Source organism: Paenibacillus sp. FSL H7-0942 (assembly GCF_045040715.1).
GTDB classification, from domain to species: domain Bacteria; phylum Bacillota; class Bacilli; order Paenibacillales; family Paenibacillaceae; genus Paenibacillus; species Paenibacillus amylolyticus.
This window is the reverse complement of sequence record NZ_CP150279.1, coordinates 2,143,070-2,169,896: the sequence shown is the minus strand read 5'-3', so window position 1 is coordinate 2,169,896 and position 26,827 is coordinate 2,143,070. Positions and strand designations below refer to the sequence as shown.

The 26,827-nt window shown below is 47.5% G+C and carries 24 protein-coding genes; 7 read left to right on the top strand and 17 right to left on the bottom strand.

Annotation, left to right across the window (positions count from 1 at the left end):
• Window positions 1-13: 13 nt before the first annotated feature.
• A complete protein-coding gene (locus MHI48_RS09870; protein WP_076326998.1) occupies window positions 14-361 on the bottom strand; it encodes a cupin domain-containing protein in 348 nt (115 codons plus the stop codon).
• Between the two features lie 292 nt (window positions 362-653).
• Window positions 654-1,526 (bottom strand): SDR family oxidoreductase, encoded by an 873-nt coding sequence (locus MHI48_RS09865; protein ID WP_076326999.1) that lies wholly within the window; start codon window positions 1,524-1,526, stop codon window positions 654-656.
• A gap of 390 nt (window positions 1,527-1,916) precedes the next feature.
• Here MHI48_RS09865 and MHI48_RS09860 point away from each other — a divergent pair, with 390 nt between their 5' ends.
• The gene (locus MHI48_RS09860; RefSeq protein WP_036609826.1) at window positions 1,917-3,476 is read left to right on the top strand and encodes a histidine kinase N-terminal 7TM domain-containing protein; all 1,560 of its coding nucleotides are present in this window, start codon (window positions 1,917-1,919) and stop codon (window positions 3,474-3,476) included.
• 263 nt (window positions 3,477-3,739) lie between these two features.
• Here the strand turns inward: MHI48_RS09860 and MHI48_RS09855 are convergent, their stop codons facing one another.
• The 4 genes from MHI48_RS09855 to citZ all read right to left on the bottom strand — a co-directional run bounded on the left by MHI48_RS09855 (window position 3,740) and on the right by citZ (window position 7,810).
• Window positions 3,740-4,165 carry a hypothetical protein gene (locus MHI48_RS09855; RefSeq protein ID WP_017689485.1) on the bottom strand — a complete coding sequence of 142 codons (426 nt, stop codon included), beginning with the start codon at window positions 4,163-4,165 and terminating at the stop codon, window positions 3,740-3,742.
• Window positions 4,166-4,300: 135 nt separating this feature from the next.
• Window positions 4,301-5,242 carry a malate dehydrogenase gene (gene mdh, locus MHI48_RS09850; RefSeq protein ID WP_036609827.1) on the bottom strand — a complete coding sequence of 314 codons (942 nt, stop codon included), beginning with the start codon at window positions 5,240-5,242 and terminating at the stop codon, window positions 4,301-4,303.
• A 15-nt stretch (window positions 5,243-5,257) separates the two neighbouring features.
• The gene (gene icd / locus MHI48_RS09845; RefSeq protein WP_036609828.1) at window positions 5,258-6,550 is read right to left on the bottom strand and encodes an NADP-dependent isocitrate dehydrogenase; all 1,293 of its coding nucleotides are present in this window, start codon (window positions 6,548-6,550) and stop codon (window positions 5,258-5,260) included.
• A 147-nt stretch (window positions 6,551-6,697) separates the two neighbouring features.
• Window positions 6,698-7,810 carry a citrate synthase gene (gene citZ, locus MHI48_RS09840; RefSeq protein ID WP_017689488.1) on the bottom strand — a complete coding sequence of 371 codons (1,113 nt, stop codon included), beginning with the start codon at window positions 7,808-7,810 and terminating at the stop codon, window positions 6,698-6,700.
• Window positions 7,811-8,339: 529 nt separating this feature from the next.
• Here citZ and ytvI point away from each other — a divergent pair.
• Window positions 8,340-9,458 carry a sporulation integral membrane protein YtvI gene (ytvI, locus tag MHI48_RS09835; RefSeq protein ID WP_036609832.1) on the top strand — a complete coding sequence of 373 codons (1,119 nt, stop codon included), beginning with the start codon at window positions 8,340-8,342 and terminating at the stop codon, window positions 9,456-9,458.
• Window positions 9,459-9,560: 102 nt separating this feature from the next.
• Here the strand turns inward: ytvI and MHI48_RS09830 are convergent, their stop codons facing one another.
• The 8 genes from MHI48_RS09830 to MHI48_RS09795 all read right to left on the bottom strand — a co-directional run bounded on the left by MHI48_RS09830 (window position 9,561) and on the right by MHI48_RS09795 (window position 19,887).
• Window positions 9,561-9,959, bottom strand: a complete 399-nt coding sequence (locus MHI48_RS09830) for an FxsA family protein (RefSeq protein ID WP_036669966.1) — start codon at window positions 9,957-9,959, stop codon at window positions 9,561-9,563.
• Window positions 9,960-9,966: 7 nt separating this feature from the next.
• A complete protein-coding gene (locus tag MHI48_RS09825) occupies window positions 9,967-10,503 on the bottom strand; it encodes an acyl-CoA thioesterase (RefSeq protein ID WP_405143814.1) in 537 nt (178 codons plus the stop codon).
• A gap of 101 nt (window positions 10,504-10,604) precedes the next feature.
• A complete protein-coding gene (gene pyk / locus MHI48_RS09820) occupies window positions 10,605-12,032 on the bottom strand; it encodes a pyruvate kinase (RefSeq protein ID WP_017689492.1) in 1,428 nt (475 codons plus the stop codon).
• A gap of 105 nt (window positions 12,033-12,137) precedes the next feature.
• The gene (locus MHI48_RS09815; RefSeq protein ID WP_036609840.1) at window positions 12,138-13,169 is read right to left on the bottom strand and encodes an acetyl-CoA carboxylase carboxyltransferase subunit alpha; all 1,032 of its coding nucleotides are present in this window, start codon (window positions 13,167-13,169) and stop codon (window positions 12,138-12,140) included.
• Complete coding sequence (accD, locus tag MHI48_RS09810; protein ID WP_036609844.1) at window positions 13,170-14,063, bottom strand: acetyl-CoA carboxylase, carboxyltransferase subunit beta; 894 nt, start codon at window positions 14,061-14,063, stop codon at window positions 13,170-13,172. It lies immediately after the preceding gene.
• A gap of 405 nt (window positions 14,064-14,468) precedes the next feature.
• Window positions 14,469-14,657, bottom strand: coding sequence for a hypothetical protein (locus tag MHI48_RS09805; protein ID WP_017689496.1), 189 nt, complete (start codon window positions 14,655-14,657; stop codon window positions 14,469-14,471).
• Between the two features lie 284 nt (window positions 14,658-14,941).
• The gene (locus MHI48_RS09800) at window positions 14,942-15,433 is read right to left on the bottom strand and encodes a phosphatidylglycerophosphatase A (RefSeq protein WP_036609851.1); all 492 of its coding nucleotides are present in this window, start codon (window positions 15,431-15,433) and stop codon (window positions 14,942-14,944) included.
• A gap of 308 nt (window positions 15,434-15,741) precedes the next feature.
• Window positions 15,742-19,887 (bottom strand): DNA polymerase III subunit alpha, encoded by a 4,146-nt coding sequence (locus MHI48_RS09795; RefSeq protein ID WP_405143811.1) that lies wholly within the window; start codon window positions 19,885-19,887, stop codon window positions 15,742-15,744.
• A 267-nt stretch (window positions 19,888-20,154) separates the two neighbouring features.
• On the opposite strand from MHI48_RS09795, the gene MHI48_RS09790 reads away from it, so the two are divergent.
• From MHI48_RS09790 to MHI48_RS09780, 3 genes are all read left to right on the top strand, one after another.
• Entirely contained in the window at window positions 20,155-20,484 is a 330-nt protein-coding gene (locus MHI48_RS09790) for a YtrH family sporulation protein (protein WP_026081169.1), read from the top strand.
• Window positions 20,485-20,505: 21 nt separating this feature from the next.
• Complete coding sequence (locus MHI48_RS09785; protein WP_036609856.1) at window positions 20,506-20,994, top strand: hypothetical protein; 489 nt, start codon at window positions 20,506-20,508, stop codon at window positions 20,992-20,994.
• A gap of 82 nt (window positions 20,995-21,076) precedes the next feature.
• A complete protein-coding gene (locus MHI48_RS09780) occupies window positions 21,077-21,418 on the top strand; it encodes a YtpI family protein (RefSeq protein ID WP_036609858.1) in 342 nt (113 codons plus the stop codon).
• Between the two features lie 148 nt (window positions 21,419-21,566).
• Here MHI48_RS09780 and MHI48_RS09775 read toward each other — a convergent pair whose 3' ends face one another.
• From MHI48_RS09775 to MHI48_RS09765, 3 genes are all read right to left on the bottom strand, one after another.
• The gene (locus MHI48_RS09775) at window positions 21,567-22,901 is read right to left on the bottom strand and encodes a DRTGG domain-containing protein (protein WP_036609860.1); all 1,335 of its coding nucleotides are present in this window, start codon (window positions 22,899-22,901) and stop codon (window positions 21,567-21,569) included.
• Window positions 22,902-23,113: 212 nt separating this feature from the next.
• Window positions 23,114-23,398, bottom strand: a complete 285-nt coding sequence (locus tag MHI48_RS09770; protein ID WP_085981456.1) for a hypothetical protein — start codon at window positions 23,396-23,398, stop codon at window positions 23,114-23,116.
• Between the two features lie 195 nt (window positions 23,399-23,593).
• Entirely contained in the window at window positions 23,594-23,941 is a 348-nt protein-coding gene (locus MHI48_RS09765; RefSeq protein WP_036609862.1) for a YlbF family regulator, read from the bottom strand.
• 237 nt (window positions 23,942-24,178) lie between these two features.
• Here MHI48_RS09765 and MHI48_RS09760 point away from each other — a divergent pair, with 237 nt between their 5' ends.
• Together MHI48_RS09760 and MHI48_RS09755 are read left to right on the top strand one after the other, a co-directional pair.
• Window positions 24,179-25,546 (top strand): YheC/YheD family protein, encoded by a 1,368-nt coding sequence (locus tag MHI48_RS09760; protein ID WP_036609865.1) that lies wholly within the window; start codon window positions 24,179-24,181, stop codon window positions 25,544-25,546.
• A gap of 50 nt (window positions 25,547-25,596) precedes the next feature.
• Window positions 25,597-26,787 (top strand): YheC/YheD family protein, encoded by a 1,191-nt coding sequence (locus tag MHI48_RS09755; protein ID WP_076327001.1) that lies wholly within the window; start codon window positions 25,597-25,599, stop codon window positions 26,785-26,787.
• Window positions 26,788-26,827 lie beyond the last annotated feature (40 nt).

Here is a 26,827-nt window from a genome sequence, read left to right as displayed (position 1 = left end):
CTAATGAATTGCTCTACATTGAATCCAGTTCAATTCGGTCCCCACGGGTACCCGGATTGGAAATTACGAGAAACTCCACTTCTTCGTCGCTCCGATTCATCATCTGATGCGGCATTCCGGGTGCAATCTCTATTCCTTCATGGGTTTCCAGCACAAACGTCTCTCCATTAAGTTCCATACATGCTTCACCGCTGAGGATGAAAAAAAACTGACGGCTTACCGAATGATAATGTCGTATTTCAGCCGTTCCTGCGGGCATTCGTTCATGAATAATGCTCAGTGTTTCATTTTGAACGAGATGCCAACCATCGCACTGTGCACCCCATATATAATGTGTTGCATTCTGTTTGCTCATTTTCATATGACTTGTCCCTCCGAGTATAATTGCTCGATCTATCATATCACAGATTAGGGGACTCCCAATCTTTTCAGTCAGTACTTTGCAATACGCTATCAACTGCAGTGAGACAAGGCTAATAATAAAATATCATAGTTGTATCAACAGAGATGCCGACTTTTGTAAACAGGTGCTAACCGCATCTTTGACATACATATTCACCTGATATAAAAAAGACGCACCGCTCAGCCATGCTGAAAGCGATACGCCTCTCTATATAATCAATCCTATCCTGAATCTAAACGTTCTTAACGTATTATCCGTTCACCACTTCGCCACCATTCACATGCATCACCTGTCCGCTTACATACGAAGAGTCATCCGAAGCAAGGTATACGTAAGCGGGAGCCAGTTCATCCGGTTGTCCTGGCCGCTTCATTGGCTGCGTTGCGCCGAACTCACTTACTTTTTTCTCATCAAATGTAGATGGAATGAGTGGTGTCCAGATCGGCCCTGGTGCAACGGCATTGACACGAATTCCCTTCTCAATCACATTCATTGATAACGAACGAGTGAACGAAGTGATTGCTCCTTTGGTAGATGAATAGTCAAGCAGGGTTGGGCTTCCGCGATAAGCTGTGATAGAGGTTGTATTAATAATCGTGCTGCCCTTCTTCAGATGTGGCAGGGCTGCCTGTGTCACATAGAACATGCCAAAGATATTGGTACGGAATGTACGCTCCAACTGTTCTGGCGTAATATCCTCCAGATTCTGCTGTGGATGCTGCTCTGCTGCGTTATTCACGACAATGTCCAGTTTGCCCAGTTCATTCACTGTCTGCTGAACAGATTTCTTCGCAAAGGCATCATCACCAATGTCACCTGCAATCAAGATGCACTTGCGTCCTTCTTGTTCGACCTGACGTTTCGTTTCCTTGGCATCTTCGTGCTCGCTCAGGTATACAATGGCGACATCCGCGCCTTCCTTGGCATACGTAACAGCAACAGCACGTCCAATTCCGCTGTCACCCCCTGTAATAAGGGCCACCTTACCCGTCAGTTTACCTGCTGCCTTGTATTCAGGCTTCTCAAATTCCGGTCTGGGATGCATCTCCGATTCAATACCGGGGCGTTGATCCTGATGCTGTGCTGGCATTGTTTTTTGATTTTGTTGTGTGTTGGTTGACATCTAACATTCTCCTCTCAAAATGTGAACATGTTTGGATTACAGAAGACATGGACCCTAACTGTATACTTCCTTGTCTTTCGTTCTCTGAAAAAGTCTCATTCTGTAGGATGGCATGAACAGTTTAGATTATTCTTCTGCGATGAACAGCAACTTAAGCCTCAGCGTGCTGTCTCTAATCGTTATTTACCACTCTCTTTAGATATCAAACAACCAATTTGCTTCAATGCCTGTTTGGCCAAAAATTCGAAATTTATTCGAAATTAGACTGTTTCATGATACAAAGTGTATTCCTATGCTGCTTGGGCTGATGTACAATGTACAGTATACTGATGTGCTTTAACTCTCATCTTTATTGGTTTAATCATTCTAACCTAACATGGAGACCTGACAATGGAATCGCATATTAATTCATATATAACACTCGTCGCTACTTCAGCCGTGCTGAATGTCTTTTTGTGTTTATATACCTATTTCAGAAGATCCGAGATTCCCAGTTCCAAAATATTCATTCTCTACACAGCAGCACTCTCCGTATATACTTTTGGTTATGCGATTGAGCTAGCCAGCAACACGCTGGAACAGATGATGTTTTGGACCACCGTGGAGTATATAGGCATGCCCTTCTCCGCATCTCTTGGCCTCATGTTGATGATAAAGTACACAGGAAAAACGTTATCCAAAAAGGTAACTGCCGCGCTGTTTGTAATCCCTTCCATTACCCTAGGTATGGTTGCAACCAATGACTTTCATCATCTATTTTATAAAAAAGTATGGCTGAGAGAAGATAGTCCCGTTCCTCTGATGGATATCGCAGTGGGTCAATGGTATGTTGTACATGGTGCATTCACCTTCTCCTGTCTGTTATGTGCCTGCCTCATTTTGATCGGACAATGGAGACACACCAAAAAGATGTATCGTCGTCAATTACTTACTCTCATTACTTCACAGATTATTCCTATGGTCGCAGCTTTTCTGTATTTGCTTGGTTTGACCCCCGGCGGGATGGACCCCGTACCCGTACTCATGTGTATCACATCTGCCATGTATATCTGGGCGATTCTATCCTCACGTCTACTAACCATCGTACCCATCGCCAAAGACAGTATTTTCGAGAGCATGCGTGAAGGTGTTATTGTACTGGATAGCTTCAATCGACTGGTCGATTACAACAGATCTCTGCGTGACATGTTGCCAGAGCTTAATACAACCATGATTGGCCAACCCTTGGATGATATCTGGCTTAATCTTGCTGGAAAGACATTTCCCGTTGAATACGGAAGAGAAGGATTGCAAACGGATCTGTACTGGCAGTTAAATGGAGAGACCGTCTGTTATCAGGTCAGGACATCTTACGTATATAACAAGGATGCACAGACTGTGGGCAGTCTAATTATGTTAATTGATATAACGGAACAACGCTTCTTGCAAGAACAGTTGAAACAACTGGCTTATTTCGATGGTCTGACCAAAATCTATAATCGCACTCAATTTTTGCATAGAGGACGGGAGATTTTGAGTGAAGCTCAGCTTAATCCGCAACCTGTTTCATTTATTTTATTTGATATTGATTACTTTAAACGTATCAACGATACGTACGGGCATGATGTTGGCGATCAGGCCATCATTCATGTGGTCTCTGTCTGTAATCGATATTTAAGCCCTGAGATGTTATTTGCCCGTTATGGAGGAGAGGAGTTTGTCATCGCTCTTCCGAATACCTCGCTTCAAGAAGCCGAGAAACTTGCCGAACAACTGAGAGTTGCCTTGTTGAATGACCCCCTGGATGTTAAGGGAGTGCCTATTACGCTCACCTCAAGCTTTGGTATTGCCCAGTACAATGGAGGGTCAGATTCGCTGGAGTCCTTGTTACGCGATGCTGATACTGCCTTGTACGAATCCAAGCGTAATGGTCGAAATGCAGTGCGGGCGTATACTGTGAGTACATCCTAACCAATGTAGACCTTGTCAGATAAATATGTATGATGATATGTATGGTAGTGATCCCTCTAGTTCCAGTTCAAATAAACCGAGGACTGCTGATTTCATCTTGGTAATAACAAAAAATAGACAGCCAATGAGGCTGTCTATTTTTTGTTTGTTTCAACGAAACACCATCTTACATCTCATCCGGCTTGTCCTAAGTACGTCTGCAAACGCTTAACCAACAACTAACAATACATCTTCATAAGGTGGATTAACCGTCCGCAACGCATTTAGATCACCTGATTATTCACCATCAGGTACACCATGATTAGCAAGAATACAGCCAGAAGTGTACTGAACATACGGATCTTGCTTTGCTCAGGACCCACATCACGTTTGTTTTTCACACCTTCTGCAGCGAGTCGCAGCGGTTTACCCATAATTCCTCCAATAGCCGCAATAGCCAAGAGCAGAACAACAACGACAGCCATCCAGACATGAGAATACTCACCTTTGGTCATCAGGTAACCACCAGTAAGAAGTTGGATTACAAGTCCATACTGCGCGACTTTGTTCAAAGAACGAAGTGATGCAAAGGCTCCCTCTTGTGCTGCGGCATTCAAAGTACGGATTTTACCGACCACAAATGGCAGAATCAAATAGAATCCCATCGCCAGTGCTCCAACAATATGGAGCAAATACATAATCATTGTCAAAATTTTCATCCTCCTCAACATTTTCGGTGTGCTATACATCACATCCCATTATACTGGGGAACTTATCCAAAGAAAAGAAAACCTCCGGGTTTACCGGAGGTTTTCTTTTAGCTTCTGTTCAAAAAGTTTTCAAACTTACAGGTTTACTACCGAAATGACGTTGCGAACCGAATCAGCAGATTTGTCCAATCCTGCTTTTTCTTCCGCTGTCAGGTCAAGTTCGAATATTTTCTCAATGCCATTACCACCCAAAATGGTTGGTACACCGAGGAACAGATCATTATAGCCATATTCACCTTCAAGATAAGCGATCACTGGAATGATACGTTTCTTGTCCTTCAAAATCGCTTCGGTCATCTGAACAAGCGAAGCTGCTGGTGCATAATAGGCACTGCCGTTACCCAGCAAATTCACAATCTCGCCTCCGCCAACACGTGTGCGTTGAACAATGGACTCAATGCGGTCTGCCGGAATCAACGTATCGATCGGAATACCACCTACACTCGAATAACGAACGAGTGGCACCATGTCGTCTCCGTGGCCGCCAAGAACGAATCCACGAACATCTTCAACAGATACGTTCAACTCTTGCGCAATGAAGGTACAATAACGTGCTGTATCCAGAACACCTGACTGACCGATAACACGGTTTTTAGGAAAACCAAGGGTCTGATAAGCTGCATAAGTCATCGCATCCACCGGGTTGCTTAGAATAATGACGATGGAATCAGGGCAATATTTTTTCACATTTTCACAAACGGACTTCACGATACCCGCATTCGTATTGACCAGATCGTCGCGGCTCATACCCGGTTTACGGGCGATGCCAGCGGTGATGATTACAATCTCAGAACCTGCAGTATCTTCGTAGTTGGAAGTACCGACGATATGACTGTCAAATCCTTGAACAGGACTTGCTTCCATCATATCGAGTGCTTTCCCCTTCGTCGGGTTCTCCAGTTGAGGAATATCAACCAGCACAACATCCCCGAGTTCTTTTTGGGCAAGCATTAATGCGGTCGTAGCACCGGTAAAACCGGCGCCGACTACTGTGATTTTTTTGCGCTGAATAGTCAAGATTCACATCTCCCCTTACAGGTTTTTAATGATTTGATCCGCGAATTCAGAACATTTCACTTCAGTAGCGCCGTCCATCAGACGTGCAAAGTCATACGTTACTGTTTTATTGTTAATGGATGTTTCCATACCTTTGTAGATCAGGTTAGCTGCTTCTTGCCATCCCAAGTGCTCAAGCAACATTACTCCGGACAGAATAACGGAACCAGGGTTCACGACATCTTTGTCCGCGTATTTAGGTGCAGTACCGTGAGTTGCTTCGAAGATAGCATGTCCTGTTACGTAGTTGATGTTCGCTCCAGGAGCGATACCAATTCCGCCAACTTGCGCTGCAAGTGCATCGGACAGATAGTCACCGTTCAGGTTCAATGTTGCGATAACATCAAATTCGCCTGGACGAGTCAATACTTGTTGCAGAGCGATATCGGCAATCGCATCTTTTACGATGATTTTACCAGCATCTTCAGCAGCTTTTTGTGCTGCATTCGCTGCATCTGTACCTTCGTTTTCTTTGATGATGTCGTATTGTGCCCATGTGAATACTTTGTCAGCGAACTCTTCTTCAGCCACTTCATATCCCCAGTTTTTGAAGGCACCTTCTGTGAATTTCATGATATTACCTTTGTGTACCAGTGTAACCGTCTTACGGTTATGGTCAATTGCATACTGCACTGCTGCACGTACCAGACGTTTCGAACCTTCGGAAGAAACTGGTTTGATACCAATACCGGAAGTCTCAGGGAAACGGATTTTGTTAGCACCCATCTCCTGTTGAAGGAACTGGATCACTTTTTTCACTTCTTCAGAACCTTCAGCATACTCGATTCCTGCATAGATATCTTCCGTATTCTCACGGAAAATGACCATGTCTACCAACTCAGGACGTTTAACCGGAGAAGGTACACCGTCGAAATAACGAACAGGACGCAAGCATGTGTACAGGTCAAGCTCTTGACGCAGGGCTACGTTCAGGGAACGAATACCACCACCGATTGGCGTAGTCAATGGTCCTTTGATCGCTACGATATACTCACGAATGGCTTCCAGTGTATCATTCGGCAACCACTCACCGTATGTATCGAATGCTTTTTGTCCAGCAAACACTTCATACCATGCGATTTTTTTGTTGCCATCATAAGCTTTTTCAACAGCTGCATCCAATACACGTTTGGAAGCTTTCCAGATATCACGGCCTGTACCGTCACCTTCGATAAATGGAATGATTGGATTACTAGGTACTTGAAGTGTACCGTTATCAATTTGGATTTTTTCGCCTTCAGTTGGGTGAGCAAATTTTTCTAATTTCATAGTTAAAATTCCTCCTAGGTTTCGTATATGCAGTATTCATCATACCACTAGTCTTGTTGAGAGAAGGGTCCTGAGAGCTTAAGCCAGTAAAGCCTCTGCTTTCCAACCCTTCACCTCGTCCATATTATTATACTGTTTTTACGGCTATTAGCGAAGTTCAATAGAAACGTATTTCTGTTCTGTAGGGCCAGTGTACTCCGCACGTGGACGAATGATGCGATTGTCCGCAAGCTGTTCCAAAATATGTGCTGTCCATCCAGACACCCGGCTGATGGCAAAGATCGGAGTGAACAATTCCTGTTCGATCTCCAGTTGGGTGTATACAGAAGCAGAATAGAAGTCTACGTTAGGCTTCAGTCCTTTTTGTCCTGTTACCAGTTCCTCGATCTTCACAGACATATCATACAAACGCGTATCATTGTTCATCTCGCCAAGTTCCTTGGACATCTTCTGTAGATGTTTGGCGCGTGGATCACCGTTTTTGTACACCCGATGTCCAAAACCCATGATTTTTTCACGATTATTCAGTTTTTCCTGAATTGCCGCTTCAAGACGATCTGGCGTACCGATCTCATTCAACATTTTCATAACGGCTTCATTAGCACCGCCATGCAGTGGTCCCTTCAGTGCGCCAATGGCGGAAGTTACACCGGAATAGATATCTGACAGCGTAGCAACCGTTACACGGGCTGCAAATGTCGAAGCGTTTAACTCGTGATCCGCATGCAGGACAAGGGCTTGATCCAATGCTTTCACTGCGGTCTCGGATGGTTCTTCACCAGTCATCATATATAAAAAGTTCTCTGCGATGGAAGCGCCTTCTTTTGGAGCCACAGGTTCTTTGCCCTGACGGATACGGGCGATGGCTGCCACAATCGTTGGCAACTGTGCTTGCAACTTAACCGCTTTGTTCTCATTCGCTTCCGTTGTCATCTCATCCGCTTGCTCGTCGTACAGTGCAAGTGCAGAGACAGCGGAACGAAGTGCTGCCATGGTACTGACATTTTTCGGGTACAATTGGATTTGTGCAATCAACTCGCTCGGAATCGGCGCGTAATCGCTCAGGCTTTTACGAAGGGATTTCAGTTCATCCGTTGTTGGCAATTTACCAAACCACAACAAATAGGCAACTTCTTCAAAGCTGGCATGTTCAGCCAAATCGTCGATATCGTAACCACGGTATGTGAGCACACCGTCTACAATAGAACTGATCGAAGAGGTTGTCGCAACGATGCCTTCCAGACCTTTGGTAGCTGTCATATACATCTCTCCTTTAATAAGCGAAATCAGGAACCATTCCAGAGTGTCATATAAGTGCCAAAATGCACCTATTCTCTTTTTGTAAACATTTTCATTTTAAAATTAACAAATATTTCAAACTACGGTTTTCCTATCTGTCAATCGGTATTTACTTATAACATCATACTGGATTTTGTCGTTTATGTGAACACGATGAGAGTTCATTCGCACATCAAACTTCTTTATCGGACCGATAAAGCATTTTTGAAAGCCTTTACAAAAACAAGGTTGACATTTAATGTTTTTTAACCAATCCTGTCGTATGAGAACTTTCTATTGCTATATTCTGTAATACTAAGGCATACTCTAGGCAAAAGAAAGAATCCCCATACATCTTGTTCAAAAATCCGCTTTTGAACAAGATCTGGTAACATCCCGGCGTTTCAAAACCTTGTAAATGCTCTATATTAATTAAGATAGCCATCTATTTTTAATACTGCTCCATGGATCATACATAGGTCGGCTTAATTGAAATAAGGAGAGTTGATGCTTGGATAGAATAATAATGAAACGCCTGCTCCGTGGCTTATGGGTTATCATTGCGGCCGTTCTGATCGCCGTTGCCATATACTTGCTGTTCCCGCTTTTGTACCCTTTTGCGATTGCCTGGATTATCGCCTATGCCATGAATCCTTTAGTGAAACTGCTTCAGCATCGAGCACGATTCCCGCGCTGGCTGGCTGTGACTCTTTCATTGATCCTTTATTTTGGAGCCATTGCGGTGGTGCTGTCTGCGGCGATTACCCGCATGGTAAAAGAAGTCATTTCACTTACGACAAGCTTTGATCTTCATGTTGATGAGATCAAGGACACGTTTGTGCGCTGGACCCAGAATGACACCATTCAAAGTTTGACTGCGCAGATCAATGAATTTTACAAGGAAAATCCCAACTACCAGGAAACCATCAACAGCAATATTAGTAAAACAACTGAAACGGTGGGTACAGCCGTCACAGATCTGGTCACCGGATTTTTCAACATGATTCTGAGTCTGCTGACTTCCCTGCCGAACATGGGCGCGGTATTAATCGTTGTTCTGTTGTCTACATTCTTCATTAGCAAAAGCTGGACTAGGCACAACATCACCGTATCGGGATGGGTACCCTCTTCCATTCGCAAGCCGATATCCGACATCTGGACCGACCTTAAGAAGGCACTGTTCGGATACGCAAGAGCACAATTGATCATGATCTCGATTACAGCACTATTCGTCATGATTGGACTGCTTATATTGCAAGTCAATTCAGCCTTCACCATCGCTCTGATGATTGGTTTGGTCGATCTGCTTCCTTATCTGGGTGTTGGCCTTATCATGGTGCCTTGGGCAGCGTACCTCTTTATGAATGGGGATCTGTATCTGGGCATTGGGATTAGTATTATCTATTTGATCTTATTGATCGCCCGTCAGATTATTGAACCGAAGGTACTTGCAAGCAGTGTAGGGCTCGACCCACTCGCCACGCTGGTTGGCATGTTTGTGGGTTTGAAGTTGTTCGGTGTCCTGGGCTTGATTATTGGCCCTGTCAGTCTCGTGATTCTGGATGCGTTCAATCGGGCTAACGTATTACGCGACCTCAGAACGTATATCATCAACGGCCGTGTCCGATGAGGCATCATCTTATGAGCACCCAGGAAAATAGAAAAAGGCTTCGTTCAACAGAAATCATCTGCTGAGCGGAGCCTTTTTCTATTATGCAAAACAACTGGTGTTTCATTTCGGACGACGATAAAACGTAATTTTGCCACTTTTCATTTTTTTCTCCAGCCACCCCAGGAAGAACAGACGGTACACCGGACGTGTTAATGGAAATACCAGTGTAAACCCGATCAGATCCGTTACAAAGCCTGGAATCAAAAGCAAGAAACCACCGACAAAAATAAAAAGACCATCGACCATTTTTCTTCCAGGTACCTTGCCACGCTCCATCTCGGATTTGGCGTCCACAAGTACTTTTCGCCCTTCAAACTGCAACATTGCTATACCAATCAAGGACGTGAGAATCATGAGAAGCAATGTCTTTCCGGCTCCGATCCAGTCACTCATCAGAACAAAACCAAATAATTCAATCACCGGAATGATTAAGAGTAAAGCCCACATCCATTTTCGCATTGACGTATTACCCCTTTCCCGAAAGCCACACCTTTTCAAGCGCGCTGTATAACTCAGAGACTGCCTTATCCAGCCGAACTGGCTTCCAGTCCCCATTCACCCATACATGCTGTGTAGAACCTGTAACTAGCCGTTCACCGGGGAGTGATTCATCAATTGACCATACCCGTTCTCCAATCGCCATATGCTCATCAGGTTCTTCAGACATGCGTCTTACGTCATACTCATAATTCAGTCGCAGACCACTAAATGCAGCAATACGGGTGAAAATGATAATCTCATCATCATATCGGGCAGGCTTGTGATACTTCACATCCAGTCCGGTTACGGGAAGCAGTAACCCCTGTTCCTCCATTTTACGATATGTATACCCCATTTGGCGAATCATCTCAGTTCGACCGATTTCAAACCAATTCAAATAGTTCGCGTGGTAGACCACGCCCATCTGGTCACTTTCTTGATAGCGTACACGAAGACGTGCCGCATACCAGTTACCATTGCTCTGTTCTCGCACGTTATCGGCCTCCTTCGCTCTATCATTCATACGTGTTACCTCGTTGTAAAGTGTCAATAAGATGGAAAAAAAGCAACGGGACAATAAAGCCCCATTGCTTCTTTCCTGTTGCTTCTCCATCCAAGACGCTATTAAGCGTTGTTTGGAATTTGGCTTACTTTAATCAGGTTGGTAGAACCGGAACGACCCAAAGGTACACCTGCTGTGATCACAACCAGGTCTCCTTCTTTAACAAGTCCGGATTTTACGCCGCCTTCAATTGCATTCTCGAACAAAGCATCCGTGGAATCAACCAGTCTTCCTTTGACAGGAGTTACACCCCAAGCCAGAGCCAAACGACGGGAAGTTCTGTCTTCCGTTGTCACAGCGATGATTGGAGATTCTGGACGATACTTGGAAATCATGCGTGCAGTATGTCCTGATTCAGTCGAAGTAATGATCGCTTTTGCGTTCAAATCTTGAGCTTGAAGAGCAACCGATTGGCTGATTGCTTCTGTAACTGTTGTTTGTTGAGCAACACGTTGTTTCAGGTACAACTCTTGGTAAGGCAGAGCAGATTCTGCTTTTTCAGCAATACGGGACATGGTCAGAACAGATTCAACAGGGTATTTACCCGCAGCTGTCTCACCGGACAACATGATTGCGTCCGTACCGTCGAAGATCGCATTGGCCACGTCACTTGCTTCCGCACGTGTTGGACGCGGGTTACGCTGCATGGAATCCAGCATTTGTGTAGCTGTGATAACCGGTTTACCTGCAACGTTACATTTTTGGATCATGCGTTTTTGTACCAATGGTACTTCTTCCGCAGGAATCTCAACACCCAGGTCTCCACGAGCAACCATCAGGCCGTCAGACACTTCAAGGATTTCGTCGAGGTTATCGACACCTTGTTGGTTTTCGATTTTGGAGATGATTTGGATATGACCAGCATTGTGTTTTTCAAGCAATTCACGAATCTCAAGTACGTCACTTGCTTTACGTACAAAAGAAGCCGCGATGAAATCGACACCTTGTTCGATACCAAATACGATATCGTTAGCGTCTTTTTCGGTGATACCCGGTAGAGAAATGGCAACGCCCGGAACGTTAACACCTTTTTTGCTTTTAATCGATCCGCCGTTAACGATACGGCATTTGATCTCGGTGCCTTGCACTTCCACCACAGTCAGTCCGATCAGACCGTCGTCGATCAGAATTGTAGATCCCGGTTCAACATCATTCGGAAGATCTGTATACGTAATGGAAAGACGTTCTTTGGTTCCCAGAATTTCTTCTGTTGTCAAAGTGATGTACTCGTCTTGAACCAATTCGATCGGTTCAACTTCGAGTTTACCTGTCCGAATTTCCGGTCCTTTGGTGTCCAGCAGGATCGCTACTGTTTTGTTCAACTCTTCGCATGCTTGGCGAATCGCAATGATCCGTCCGCCGTGCTCATCGAAATCACCGTGGGAGAAGTTCAGACGGGCCACATTCATACCGGCCATAATCAATTTTTTGGTGTTTTCCAGAGATTCACTGGATGGACCAATGGTACATACAATTTTCGTTTTACGCATTTTGGGTTTCCTCCGATTTTAAAGGTATTACTCTTTATCTATTTTTCTTTTTCCAACTATTAAATTTACTATACTTTTGCTCATTTGTATAGGAAATTCGTCACATTATTCAGCATTTCCCGACAAATTACTCGCAACATCGACTTTTACAAGCTCTTGAGGGGCTTCAATGGATGCTTGAGGTTCAAACGTGACCGATCCAATTTTACGGAATTTCTCATAACGATCCTGTTTCAGCTGATCCCCGCTCCAACCCTTCATATCGTCGAGATGACGGACCAAAGCTTCACTGATGAAAGCAGCAGATGCTTCATAGTCCCGATGAGCACCGCCGCGTGGCTCAGGGACAATCTCTTCAATGACTTCCATCTCCAACAGGTCTTTGGCTGTTATTTTCATTGCTTCAGCCGCCTGATCTGCCTTGGATGCATCCTTCCAGAGAATCGAAGCAGCGCCGTTCGGAGAGATTGCAGAATAGATCGCATGTTCCAGCATCAACACACGATTACCCACAGCCATAGCGAGGGCACCGCCGCTTCCACCTTCGCCGATGACCACAACAATAACAGGAACCGATAGCTTCGCCATTTCCATCAGGTTGCGAGCAATCGCTTCCGATTGACCTCTCTCTTCTGCAGTATTACCCGGATACGCCCCTTTAGTATCAATAAACGTAATAATAGGACGGCCAAATTTGTTCGCTTGTTTCATCAGACGAAGTCCTTTTCGGAAACCTTCTGGATGAGCGCTGCCGAAAAAGCGGGCGATATTATCCTTCGTGTCTTTCCCCCGCTGTTGTCCGATTACCGTTACTGTCTTTCCATTCAACTTGGCAAGTCCGCCAACAACCGCAAGATCGTCTCCGAACATGCGATCACCGTGCAGCTCAATGAAGTCCGTAAATATCAGTTGGATCAGGTCCAGCGCCGTTGGGCGCTGCTGATGACGGGCCAGATGCATCTTCTGAGCTGCTGTTATGCCAGTGTAGATCTCTTCTTCAAGTCTATGGTAACGTTCTTCCAGGCGGGCAATCTCGTCCGTGAAGTCGATCCCTTTTTCCTGTCCAAACTGTACGAGTTCATCAATCTTTTTGCGCATCTCAACCAGAGGCGCTTCATATGGCAACTCACCCGCCATTTAGACCCCTCCTTTTTCACTATGCATATCCAGAAGCTTGCCAAGAGTGGCCCGAAGCTCTTTCCGGTGCACAACCATGTCCAACTGACCATGTTGCATATTAAATTCAGCCGTTTGGAAATCATCAGGTAACTTCTGACGGATCGTCTGTTCGATAACGATTCTGCCGGCAAAACCAAATACAGCGCCAGGTTCGGCAATATTAATATCGCCCAGGCTCGCAAAACTTGCCGAGACTCCACCTGTCGTTGGGTCCGTAATGACCGAAATGTACAGCCCGCCCTGTTCATCTAAACGGGATAAAGCTGCGCTTGTTTTAGCCATTTGCATGAGGCTAAGAATACTCTCTTGCATCCGGGCACCACCTGATGTTGAGAAAATAATCAATGGTAACCGTTTCTCTGTGGCATGCTCAATGGCACGGGTAATTTTCTCCCCTACAACAGAACCCATGCTGCCTGTGAAGAAATCAAAGCTCATGACAGCAACAACTACAGGCAGGCCATCAATGGTTCCTTCCCCTGTAATTACCGCTTCCTTCAGGCCCGATTTCAGACGCTGTTGTTCCAATTTGTTGCTATATCCAGGAAAGCCAAGTGGATCAACCGATATCATATCAGCGTCAAACTCAACAAATCCTTGATCATCAAGTACCATAGCAATGCGCTCCATAGCGTTAAGACGCATATGGTAACCGCAGGCAGGACATACTTTCAGATTTTTCTCCAATTCCTTGCTATATTGAATCGTGCCGCATTTGCTGCACTTGTTCATAAGCCCTTCAGGTATTTCACGTTTTGGGCGTTCTAGGACTTCCTGGCCTTCGCCGGGAAGTGCACGCTCGGAAGGTATGGTAGCGTACTTCCGTTTCTTCTGGAATATATCTTTGAACACAACTACACCTCTCCAGCCGTTGATTTGATGGCCGCAACCTGCAGAGCGCTGCTTGTGGCAGCTTCATCCACGTGTTACGGTAAACCGCTTACGACCCACACGCTGCCATGGGCCTTGTCCAGCATTCACAACAAAAAAATCCGCCGGTACAGGGCAAGGATCACCGGCTTCTGTCAGCACGATTGATGTTACCTGCAAAAACCGAAAGATTGTTGCGCCGATGTTTGAATCTATCTTGGTAGGGTCTCCGGGAGCAACCAGGTCGGTCCTTGTCCTAACAAAAAAAGAAGGAAGGACAGCAGCATACAATACATGCAAGTCGATTCCTCTCTCCGCTTACGCGATTAGTCCCTTATGTACCGATGGTACTTCTTCATCTGCCAAGGCACGTTGATGTCGAACAAATCAGGAATGCAGAATGGAATTCAACACTTCCTGGACCTCTTCCAATTCCCCAGAAGGGACGCGAATCTCAAATTGCTGCTTGGATAAACTGATGGGACGGGTCTGTACCAGAAAACCTTCTTCCGAAAGCTTGGTCTTGATCTTGTCCGCAACCTTTGCTGTCGGTGCAATGTAAATCACCGTCCACATGCCTTGTCCGCCCCCTAAGCTAATGTTCAGAGCCCGTATATTGGACTAATGATAACATACCTCACTTTTTTTCTGCAAGAAAGGGTTCGGGACCTTTGGGGAGAATTTGGGATCATGAGGGACATTAGTCCCCCACGAATAACTCATATGGTTGACGAAATCTTCTTGTTCATACCTCTTCCATAAGCAGCCGCAAGCTTATCAGGGCAGCGTCAGCCGCCCTTGAAGACCTTCATATGAGCCATTAGATTGACCATAACAGACAAGCATGGAAATACAGGGGGTTAAAGGTCTGAGGGGTATTTTTTGGCTTTAATATTTTTGTGTGCAATCCGGGCAGAAGCCGCAGCAGCCACCCCTGCGACCAGATCATCCAAAAAGACATGAATGGCTGTTGTGTGTTCGTTCAAATCATGAATTACACCTATTTTTTCTTTATCCAGGTAACCAAAGCTGGTTAAACCAATCATACCATACACATGAGTAATGCCGAGGGCCAGAGTCTCGTCCACTCCATACAGGGATTCATCCGCTTCCATAATAGCCTGTAACGGTTGGGGCAAGAGTTTTTTCTCCGCAAGTTCGTCGAGAGCAATACCCGTATAGAGCGTATATTGCACCTCTCGTTTCTGCAGAACGGATTTCACGCTGGTTACACAGTCGTCCAAGGTCAGTTCGGGGTGGTACCCTTTTTGCAGACGGTATACAATTGCTGCGATTGCATCAATCCGTACACCCCGCCGGGCCAGCATGGCTTCTACGATTTCATATGACATATCTCGACCTCCCGCATCAATCCCCCGAGGACCACGAGGTCCTTCGGTGTTCTCAAGTGTATGCAGCAACCTGTTAAAATGTTCATAAAATGTGCGGATGGTTAAGACCAGTCGCACCCTGGACCTGTTGCAGGATTGTACATTCCGCTCTGGTCTGTAGCTGGCCTATAACAAGTCTGCAATTTGTTTGTTTAAACCCTGTCGTCAGGGAACCGAGCTCGCACTAAAATAATCAAAAAAACCTGTTCAGCATTGAGCCAAACAGGTTTCATACTATGGATAAGTGCTATCACTTACGGGACAGCCTCTTATTTAATTTTGACTGTGCCTTCACCCAGCATTTTCTCCATCTCGGAGAACAAGGTTGGTGATGGCTTAATCCGGTAGGCATCACTCAGCGCAAGCAGCTTCTGCTGCTGCTCATAGAAGAGCACCGTCGCCACAGGTCCGGGATGCTCCTGAAGCAGCTGCTTCAGACGTGCCAGAAGCTCAGGCTTCTCCGCATGCGGGGCAATCTTCACGAACACCCGCTGCTCCACGGCCCGCGGTTCGCGGCTCTGCGCCGGGCTGCCTGCCGCCTCAGCGGCACCGCCAGGCCGGGAAGCCGCCGCCGTGGCTGCGCCCGTACCCGCCCCATCGCTGCGCGTCGCTGCCGAGCCTTGGCTCCCGCTGCTACGCGCACCGGAAGCATCGCCGCCTGCGCTGCTGCGCTGCGCTTCGGCTCCTGCGCCCGCTGGTCGCCGCGGCGAAGCCGCCTGCGCCGGGCGCGAAGAGCTGCCGCTGCCGGGCTTGACGCGCCGGTCACGGCTGCGCAGCTGCTGCTCCAGTGCCGCCGGTGACAACGGCACCACTTCCTCAGCCAGCAGCTTAAACCCTTCGTCCTGCTGCTGCACTTTGGCACGCACGACGAGCAGTTCACCTTTCCCGACATGTTGCTGGCTACGCCGCCATACCTCGGGAAAGAGAACCACTTCACAGCGTTCAATCTGGTCTTCCAGCTCCATGAACGCCATAGCCTTGCCCTGTTTCGTCGTAATCGACTTCACAGACACAACCATACCCGCTGCGACGGTCATCGTATCGTCTGCCGCCTCGGTCAGCTCCATGATCCGGTCAGCCCCACTCGATTCCAGCACATCTTCATAGTCATCCAGAGGATGCCCAGAGAGATACAAACCTAACAACTCTCGCTCTAGCTCCAGTTGCTGCCCTGAGGAATAAGGAGGAATTTCCGGATATTCAATCTCCCAGTTTGGCGTCTCAACAAAGTCGAACAATTGAATCTGCAGATCCTCACGTTCCTTGCGCCATTTCAACGCTGCTTCAACAGTCTCATCCAGCATCGCCAGCAATTGGGCACGGTGCCCAGGTAATGAGTCAAAAGCTCCGGCCTGGATCAGCGATTCAATCACACGTTTGTTGCATACACGCAGATCCACACGACGACAAAAATCGAGCAGACTGTCGAACGGTCTCTCTTGCCTTACGATCATAATGCTTTCCATTGCCTGGGTACCGACATTTTTCACAGCGGCCAGACCAAATCGTATTGCACCCGTTAATTTTTCCTTATCTTCATCCGAATTATCATTAGACACTGCAACGTTCTTCTCCACAGAGGACAGCTCCTCTTGTTCCGCGCGCGAAGAAGACGCCTCTTGTCCTTCGTCATTACCATTATCCATTGAAGAAACCGTCACCAATCCCGGTTCCTTCCGGTTGTCGGATGCCTCAGGCATGGTTGTCGCTGCCTGCCACTCATATCCACCACCGTCCTCTTCCGGTCCAGGACCGGGATCATCCGGTAGAGGTGCTTCACCATATTCGGTTTGTCCCGAATGCCCATCATGCTCATGAACGCGATCTTCCCTGAAGGAACTCCCGTTACCATTCGTGGCATGTTCTTCGGCAGGGCTTCCAGCGTCATTCTCTGCATCTGCTCCCGCAGTCTGCTGCGATGCATTGCTCTGATCCCCGGCTCCTGCGCTGCCGGACGGCACAAATACAGGTGTAAACAGAATACCGCTCTCATTCACATCCGGCGGAAGCACCTCCATGTCCATACGCCGACATTCCACTACGTACTCTGCCACTTTCCGATGACTGCCCATTACGGCTGTTAACATGGATGCCATAAAATGAACCGGATAATGCGCCTTCAGATAAGCCGTCTGGAACGCAAGCACACCATATGCCGCGGCATGAGCACGCGGGAAGCCATAGTTTGCAAACTTGACGATCATATCATAGACCAGGTCTGCCTCTTCTTCGCTATACCCTTGTTTCAGGCTGCCTTGTACAAAGTGTCCACGCTCCAGATCCAGCACTTCCCGTTTCTTCTTGGAGACCGCTCTGCGGAGCAAATCTGCCTCACCCAGCGAGAAACCCGCCATCCGGGAGGCTATCTGCATGATCTGTTCCTGATACACGATGATCCCGTACGTATCTTTCAGGATAGGCTCCAGATCCACATGGGGGTAATCCACTTCAATCTGTCCATGCTTGCCCTGAATGTATTTGGATATGAACTCCATCGGACCCGGACGGTACAAGGCAAGTACAGAGATTACATCTTCAAAACTACTTGGCTTCATCTCTTTCAGCACACGGCGTACCCCGGCAGATTCCAGTTGGAATATGCCCATCGTGTCCCCTCGCCCAAGCATCTCGTACGTTAACGGATCATCATCGGGGATAAGGCGGAAATCCGGAATTTCTCCATGTTCCCCAATCCAGCGTACACACCGTTCAATGATTGAGAGGGTACGCAAACCAAGAAAGTCCATCTTAAGCAGCCCAATAGACTCCAAGTTTTCCATGGAATACTGGGTTAACGCTGTCCCTTCACTGCCCTCCTGAAGTGGCACCGCATCGGTCAGCGGGTCACGGGAGATAACCACTCCCGCAGCATGGGTCGAAGCATGACGTGGCATGCCCTCGACCTTCATCGCCATATCCAACAGCTCACGTGTCTTAGGCTTGGTTTCATAGAGCGCCTTCAGCTCAGGTGTAGCTTCCATGGCCCGCTCGATGTTAATACCAAGTTGAGCCGGAATCAGCTTTGCAGCCTTGTCCACTTCACCATAAGGCACATTCAGGGCCCGTCCAACATCACGTACGGCAGCACGGGCAGCCATCGTTCCAAACGTAATAATCTGGGCGACATGGGCTTTGCCATATTTATGCGCGACATAATCAATGACCTCATCCCGCCGCTCATCGCTGAAGTCAATATCAATATCCGGCATGGAGATCCGCTCGGGATTCAGGAATCGTTCGAAGAGCAGATTGTATTTCATCGGGTCAACATCGGTAATATGCAAAGTGTATGCTACCAGACTTCCTGCCGAGGAGCCCCGGCCTGGTCCAGTAACAATGCCTTGTTTATGCGCATAGGCGATAAAATCCCAAACAATCAGGAAATAATCCGAGAATCCCATGCTGTCGATTATACCCAGCTCATACGCCAATCGTTGTTCGAGTTCGGATCGAAGCTCTGCATCTGTCCAACGTGTGGACTGCGCATAACGCTCCTCCATTCCTTCTTCGCACAGCTGACGCAGATACACCGAAGGGCTGAGTCCATCAGGAAGCGGTCTGTATTCCGGCAAAATCGATTTGCCAAATTCCAGCTTCAACTCACAGGAATCCGCAATGCGGACGGTGTTTGCCAGAGCTTCCGGTACATGAGGAAACAAACGAGCCATCTCTTCTTCACTTTTCAAATAGAGCTGATTGGTTCCAATTCGGAGCCGATTCTCATCATCCACGGTCTTGCCCGTTCCGATACAGATCAATACATCCTGAAGCTCCGCATCCTCTTCGGACAGATAATGAGCATCATTGGTGGCTACAAGCGGAATCTCCAGCTCGGCAGCCAGTTTGATCAACTGTGGATTTACCCTTTTTTGCTCCGACAGCCCGTGATCCTGAAGTTCCAGATAGAAGTCGTCACCAAGAATATTTTTGTAGCGTAACGCCGCACGTCTCGCCTCTTCTTCTCGTCCATGCAGTAAATGTTGTGGTACTTCACCACCAAGACACGCACTTAGACAGATAATGCCCTCGTGATGGGCAGCCAGACTTTCCATATCTACACGGGGTTTGTAATGAAAACCTTCGAGATGTCCAATCGAGCACAATTTCATCAGATTTCGGTAACCCGTCATATTTTTTGCTAACAAAATCAAATGATGAATCGGTTGATCCTTGCGGCTTCCCCGCTCTTTGCGGGACCCTGCTGTCATGTATGCCTCGCACCCTATAATTGGCTTGATGCCTCGTTCAACGCAGGCTTTATAGAAAGGAATTGCACCATACATCACGCCATGGTCGGTCAGCGCAAGTGTCGTCATTCCCAGATCTGCAGCCTTATTCACGAGATCCGGAATACGCGCAGCGCCGTCCAGCAAACTGTATTCGCTATGAACGTGCAAATGCACAAAAGAACTCATGTTTTTTTCTTCCTTTCGCCGCAGATAGTCGCAGCATCGATCTTCTGATCCGTCTGCTACCCTATCTATCTCATACTATATGAATTAAATAAATAAAAAATGGAATCCCCATATTAGAATTTGTAACAACCTCTTAAAAGGAGACTTTATTATTCTATTTTATCATAACGTTCGGGGGCACGCCCATACAATAGAAGTACAAGCCGCTCCCCCTGTGACAGACCGAAGACAGGAGGTGTGCTGCTAGGTCTGAAAGGGGTGTTGCCAGTGAGCACATTTTTGTCCAAAGCCATTCTTGATTTCTTTATTGCGTTTGGAATCGTGCTGGGCGGCGCGATGATCGGAGGTATTGGAGCAGTGATCTCTCTTCAGCCTCCGACACAGACGATGCTCGATATTTCTGGAAAAATAAAGATATGGGCACTCGCAGCCGCTGTCGGCGGCACAATAGATCCCATGCGTGTCATCGAGAGCAATTTCCTGGATGGTAACCTGTCTCCGGCGGTCAAACAAATCCTGTATTTAATCTCTGCTTTTATGGGCGCGCATATGGGAACCGAGCTGGTGAAATGGGTGTGCGGCGGAGGCCGGAGCTAATATGAGACAGGAACAGCGTTCATGAGAGTTCCGCCATTTTCTCGTTACCGCCCGCTGATGCGAATGACCGCTGTGTTTGTTCTGGGAATGATCGCTGGATGTGTCGTCTACAACGGCGTATTTCACCTGAGTTACAATGCATTGTGGCTGAACAATCAGGAGCTGCAGCTTCAGCTGCATCAGAATGAGGAGGATATCAAAACGCTGAAAAAATACAGTAAACGCCAAACCGTTATCAAGGAAATCAAGGTCCGTGCAGAAGAATCGGATAAGGGGCCAGACGAGGCTTCTCTGAAAGTGATGTTACAGAAGCTCGGAGACGAACTTGAGGTACTTCGGGGCAGAGATGTATTCAACATCGATGAGTATAGCAAAATGACGCGAATCATGCTGAATCAGAAAGTGTACTCAGTCAGGGAAAAGGAATACACCGTTCAAGTCAAAACGATGCTGGTTATGGAAGGGGTACTGCAAGTTTGGGTACAGATTCGCATGCACGTTCCTGCGTAACAGCAAAAAACTGCCCTTGTCTGCATCTCTCCATGGTACAATAAGGGCAGTAAATGCTTTCCAGAAAAGGAGCTGCGTCTTTGTGTTCATTGATGTACTCAAATATGCTCTAATCGCCATCTTTGCTGTTGCCATGGTTTTTGCAGCGTTGAACAGTATTCGTTCACACAGAAGTTCGGATGCTACCAGCGCCGGTCTGTACCGTTCGTGGACAAATATCTGGATGGGTGGCATGCTTGTTGTTCTTGCCCTGATCCTGATGTTTGTCTTCACGGGCTCCACTTTATCTGTGATTGTGGAAGCGCTATTTCTGATTATGGGTGCGTACAATGTATTTGCCGGAATACGTAACCGCAGTTATTATGCGCGGCTTCAACAACGGTCCAGTAATGGATCAGGTAAAACCTCCGGACAATCTGCATGATTCGTTGAAGCTCTATCGTTGTGACTGCAAAAAGAGAGTACTTCCCCTTCATTAAGCGAAGCCAGAACCGCGCGACAGCGCAACCCGGCAGAGCTTCTTGATCAGGGAGTACTCTCTTTGTTGTCTATGCCCGAGGCAACGTACCCTGCTAGGCATGGTCAATCGACTGCAATGTCATTACCGCTTTGCATACCACACTGCCTTCACGGGTAACCACAATGTCCATTTTGCACGTTCGACGACTGGTTTCCAGAATTAACGGTCGAACCAGGATCTGATCCTCAATCTGTACTGGTCGAACAAAATAAGTTGTTACATTATCCACCACATGGTCGTTCCCTGTAACATCCCACGCTGCCCGCCGGCCAGCCTGTGTCATCACATTCAACAGAACACCTTCGGAGATCGTACCCAGATCCGTTGCCATCTGAGGAATGATGAATCCGTGAAACAACAATTCGTTCTGTTCACCGCGCTCCTCAGCAAACCCGTTCCAGATCAGATGATCAAACGTCTCTCCCAGTTGTGGTTGCTTCTGTGCATCCCGCATGGCCTGAAGCACTTCCTTGCGTGTGACGGACGCAATCAGTTTGCGATTCCGATCCACGATTGGCAGAAAATCGATGCCTTCCCAGGTCATAATCTGGGCAGCAGAAGCAAGAGATGTCTGCAATGAGGCCGTAATCGGGCGGCGTATCACACATTTCTCAATACTTTGATCTTCTTTCAGCTCACTAACATCCTTCAGACTCACAATCCCGATGACCCGGTTCCATTCATCCACCACCGGGAAGCGATGTTCACCCGTCTCTGAAACCAACATATGAAAATCTGCGGCTGAACTGGTCACCTTCAATACCTGCAAGCGAGGTTTCTGACCAATGATATCCTCAACAAGCATAATTTTTTTCTTAATCAGCCGGTCGAAGATCGCACGGTTAATCATCGAAGCCACCGTGAATGTATCATGTCTGGATGAAATAATCGGTAGCCCAAGCTCGTCAGCCATAATTCTTACTTCACGACTTGTCCCAAAACCACCCGTAATCAACACGCCCGCTCCCTGTTCGAGGGCAAGCGAGTGAGCATCTTCACGGTTACCTACAATCAGCAGACTCCCAGCGTCAATATAACGGGCCATTGCCTGTTCTTTCATCGCTCCAATCACATACTTGTGCAGCGGTTTGGCGAGACCTTCGTTCCCCCCCAGCACATGGCCCTCCACAATGGTCACGACATCAGCAAAGGTCAACTGTTCCGACATGCCCCGAGGTCTCTTCTCGATCCGCACCGTTCCAATTCGTTCCTTGGTCACGACCAGCCCGAAGTTCTCCGCCTCTTTCACCGCACGATACGCTGTCCCTTCACTTACACCCAGCTCCCGCGCAAGTCCACGTACTGATATTTTGCTGCCAACCTTCAGTTGTTCAATATGTTGAAGTAACTGTTCATGCTTCGTGACGTTCTCTTCCTGTCCGTCCAACTGTACCACCCCCGAAGATGCATCTGTACTATACTGTATCTATTATAACACGGCTTTAGGAAAATAACCCCACCCCTACCCATTCTCACAGGCAAGTTCGCCATCTGAATTTAATCATCCCATTAACCTCTAATTCTGTATGTACCAAAAAAGACCGGGGCCCCTTTGTACCAAGGGATTCCGGTCTTCCATGTTGGATCTCATACTGTACCTTATACAGACTCGCTCCGCTCCTGCTTGTCCAACAGTTTCATCTCCCACTGCCGCAGCTTCGCCCGGCGAACGGCTTCCAGTGCACGCTTCTTCTCTTCATCCACACCGAGAATAAAATGCAGATGTGCACCAACGATTAATAAGGAGAACAGCACCCATACGATGCCAAAAATATTAACCCAGTCCATTCCTCCAGCAAAGGAAATCCGCGGCAGTGCAATGACCAGCATCGACAACGCAATAAGCAGATAGATCACATGTTTTGCTTTTTTCAACCTCTTCACCATTCACAGCTCCTTCGTTCTTGATCGACTCTATATGTCTAGTCTATGAACGATAAGGAGCTAATATGAAAGGTTCAGGTAAAAAACAAGACAACCTTTTAGTACGTGTTCAAATAGATCAGTTTTCAGTACCGAGAAGATGGAATGAAGCTAGGCATCCTTCGTAATCAAAAGTGGACTTTTTGAACTACCTTTTTACGCTTCAGCGCCACCGTACAGATGACCCAGGCTGTCAGCAATAATTTTATTCACGTCTTCAATGATGACACTGAGGCGACGCTCCGCATCAAACAAACGACGGATGTTCAGATTCAAACTCAGTACTTCAAACAGCTTCTCCATTTTCTCCATCTCATCCGGAGCTGGCATATCCCCGCTCATCATACGTTGTTGCAATTCCATTTGTTGATCACGGAAGTTATCCAGCATTGCTTTTGCATCCGGATCAGCTTCAATCAGCTTCATCGCGGAAGTAATCTCTTCCACCTCGCTGCTTTCTCTCAGTGCTTTGGCCAAATCATTGGCTTTGTCATAAATGTTCACTATTATTCCTCCTCAGATTGGTTTGTTCATCCGTGTTAATACACGCTTTTCTCTCCTGTCAAACAAGGGCGCTCTGAAACAGGCCATCCATAACCTGCCTCGAAATCAAATGCATTTAATCCATATGGGTCAATCACCAAGGGTTATATGTCCTCATATGATGAAGCACATGCCATGTTCAGATGCCGTTCAACTTCGAGATCAGACATCAAGTTGCCGCCCGGAAGGAGATCCGTGATGTCCACTAAAAAAGTAACGATTCAGGTTACCGGCTCGGGCATCCTGCAGGACGACGTCATCATGCTGGGCGAAGGGGTGCTTAAGGCGCTTAAAATCCCTTCAGGAAGGCCGCTTCAGTTGCAATTTGGCTCTTTCCGCCGCGAAGTCACTGTTATTCCGGTACCAAGGTATGACGGGCTGCGCATCAATCAGACAGTTGCCAGCAAGACCGGTCTCGTTCCACGTTCGGTCCTGAGGGTATCCTATCGTTCAGCCAGCCGTACGCTTCGCCTTGGACCCTACATCAGTGTACTGGTTAGCCAGGATTATCCCGATCAGCCCGATCGGCCCTTTGGCTCCATCACGATGTTCTGTCAAGAACTGGTGAACGCCTGCCGTAAGCAAGGCGCCTATGTATCCTTTTTCACACCGGAGGATATTGGAGCGGTAACGGGTTATATGAAAGGCTGGGTGTATGATGACGGCTGGAAAAAGACTGTTCTGCCTGTAGCAGACGTCGTCAATAACCGGCTAACGTCCCGCAAGCTTGAGAACAAACCTAGCGTACAGCATTTTATGAAAGAAGTAAAATCGCTCTACGGCACGCAAACCTTCAATGAAAAGTTTCTGGACAAAAACGAAGTGTTTGACGCACTCAAGTCCATTTCAACGCTTAAACGAGTTCTTCCCGAGTCTCATTTGCTCAAGACGTCTGCCATGCTCAAGACGATGTGCAACCGACATCCGGTTGTATTTCTGAAGCCCGTACGCGGTTCTTTGGGTAAAGGGATCATCCGGGTCTCACGTCAGATTGACGGAAGCTTCCTGACTCTGGCGACTGGCGTCGGGGGCACCCGGAAACAAACGTATACTTCTCTGGATAAACTGTATGCCAGTATGTCGGGGAAAATGAAAACAACGCGTTATCAGATCCAACAAGGGCTGACTCTCATTGACAACAGTGGCAGACCCGTGGATTTCCGTGCGCTCGTGCAAAAGAACCGTACAGGTAAATGGAGTGTAACCTCCATCGTCGCCCGGATTGCGGGCGGGAGTCACTACGTATCCAATCTGGCACGGGGTGGAAGTCTCAGCACCGTCAAGGATGCTGTTGCCAAAACACAGTTGTCTGGATCAGCCAAAGCTTCCGCATATGCAGGATTGCACACCGCAGCACTGGATATCGCTAAAGGGATCGAGAGTGCCATCCCTGCTCATTTTGGTGAACTTGGTATTGATCTGGCCTTGGACACCACTGGGCGCGTATGGCTGCTCGAAGTCAACTCCAAACCATCCAAGAATGATAATACACCACTGAGTGAGAGCAAGATCCGCCCTTCCGTCAAAGCCATGCTTGAATATTCTACGTACCTGGCGGGTTTTTGAAAAGTTATTCCCTATTGGAAACAAATCTGATAGAGGAGAGGTGTAGCGTAATGTTTCCAACATCTCAGACCAAGACACTGGCCATTCTGGTACGTGCAACCGAAGGCTCACCTCCCTTTACGGATGAACTTTTCTGCCGTCGTCTCAGTTTGGGGAGCATGAAATACGCCCTTCAGATTATTGTGATCCCGATATCGAATGATGCAGTCCATCTCCCTCTTCAATGGGGATATGTCTATCATCAAGGGAAGTGGAATTCGGTACCTGTTCCTGCAGTCGATCTCATTATGGATCGTTGTCTTCGCCCTATCTCCAGGTACGTCAGACAACAGCTTAAGGAATGGATACCAACCAACGGCACAGATCAACACCGTTATTGGTCTGCTTCCCTTCCAGGAAAATGGGAGGTACATCGTGTGTTGTCCCGAAATCCTGAATTGAGGTCACAACTTGCTCCCACAACCCGGATCGGATCGCATATTCCTTGGGAAACATGGCTGGACCGTTGGCCCAAAGGACTGTTCTTCAAACCGGTATCCGGGACTCATGGCAAAAATACCTTTCGCCTGTCTCGGGGAACGACTCCATCAACATGGATCGTGGAGGGGCGTAACGAGGACAATGAAACCTTTTTTCTTACATTCAACCATACCCAGGCTGTTTCTTCCTGGCTAGCATTACATCAGGCTGAACGTAAGATGATCGTGCAGCCATATCTGGAGCTTAGCCATCATGGAAGAGCATTCGACATACGGGCTCTAATGCAAAAGAATGGGCAAGGTCGCTGGACGCTTACCGGATGTATGGTACGGGAAGGACCCGAAGGTTCACTCACGTCCAATCTTCACGGTGGGGGGAAAGCATATCCTGCCCACGCATATCTGCTCCAGCGATATGGAACGAACCGCACGGAAACTCTGCTGAAGAGCATCCGGCAGACTGCTACGCTTATCCCCACCCTGCTGGAAAGCCGTTTCGGCAGGTTAGCCGAATTGGGGCTTGATTTCGGAGCAGATGCAGAGGGCCAACTCTGGCTAATTGAAGTCAACTCCAAACCAGGCCGCACCTCATTTGCAGAAGCGGGCGACCGACGCATGCATACCCTGACTTATACCCGGCCGCTTGCCTATGCCCGTTATCTGTTGCAACAACATGTTCTCACGGACGTCGTTCGTCCAATGAAATTGCCGAATACATCCAGCAAAGCTGGCCTGAAACCCATCCCGATTCACGGCGGCTGAGGCCCGCAGCGCCCGCTTGCCATGGAGCCCAAGGATCTTT

What these genes read in the sequence shown, in the direction of transcription:
- MHI48_RS09870 (WP_076326998.1), bottom strand. Translation starts at nt 361, where the DNA reads ATGAAAATGAGCAAACAGAATGCAACACATTATATATGGGGTGCACAG.
- MHI48_RS09865 (WP_076326999.1), bottom strand. Translation starts at nt 1,526, where the DNA reads ATGTCAACCAACACACAACAAAATCAAAAAACAATGCCAGCACAGCAT.
- MHI48_RS09860 (WP_036609826.1), top strand. Translation starts at nt 1,917, where the DNA reads ATGGAATCGCATATTAATTCATATATAACACTCGTCGCTACTTCAGCC.
- icd (WP_036609828.1), bottom strand. Translation starts at nt 6,550, where the DNA reads ATGAAATTAGAAAAATTTGCTCACCCAACTGAAGGCGAAAAAATCCAA.
- citZ (WP_017689488.1), bottom strand. Translation starts at nt 7,810, where the DNA reads ATGACAGCTACCAAAGGTCTGGAAGGCATCGTTGCGACAACCTCTTCG.
- MHI48_RS09830 (WP_036669966.1), bottom strand. Translation starts at nt 9,959, where the DNA reads ATGCGAAAATGGATGTGGGCTTTACTCTTAATCATTCCGGTGATTGAA.
- MHI48_RS09825 (WP_405143814.1), bottom strand. Translation starts at nt 10,503, where the DNA reads ATGAATGATAGAGCGAAGGAGGCCGATAACGTGCGAGAACAGAGCAAT.
- pyk (WP_017689492.1), bottom strand. Translation starts at nt 12,032, where the DNA reads ATGCGTAAAACGAAAATTGTATGTACCATTGGTCCATCCAGTGAATCT.
- MHI48_RS09815 (WP_036609840.1), bottom strand. Translation starts at nt 13,169, where the DNA reads ATGGCGGGTGAGTTGCCATATGAAGCGCCTCTGGTTGAGATGCGCAAA.
- MHI48_RS09805 (WP_017689496.1), bottom strand. Translation starts at nt 14,657, where the DNA reads ATGTGGACGGTGATTTACATTGCACCGACAGCAAAGGTTGCGGACAAG.
- MHI48_RS09800 (WP_036609851.1), bottom strand. Translation starts at nt 15,433, where the DNA reads ATGTCATATGAAATCGTAGAAGCCATGCTGGCCCGGCGGGGTGTACGG.
- MHI48_RS09795 (WP_405143811.1), bottom strand. Translation starts at nt 19,887, where the DNA reads ATGAGTTCTTTTGTGCATTTGCACGTTCATAGCGAATACAGTTTGCTG.
- MHI48_RS09785 (WP_036609856.1), top strand. Translation starts at nt 20,506, where the DNA reads ATGAGAGTTCCGCCATTTTCTCGTTACCGCCCGCTGATGCGAATGACC.
- MHI48_RS09760 (WP_036609865.1), top strand. Translation starts at nt 24,179, where the DNA reads ATGTCCACTAAAAAAGTAACGATTCAGGTTACCGGCTCGGGCATCCTG.
- MHI48_RS09755 (WP_076327001.1), top strand. Translation starts at nt 25,597, where the DNA reads ATGTTTCCAACATCTCAGACCAAGACACTGGCCATTCTGGTACGTGCA.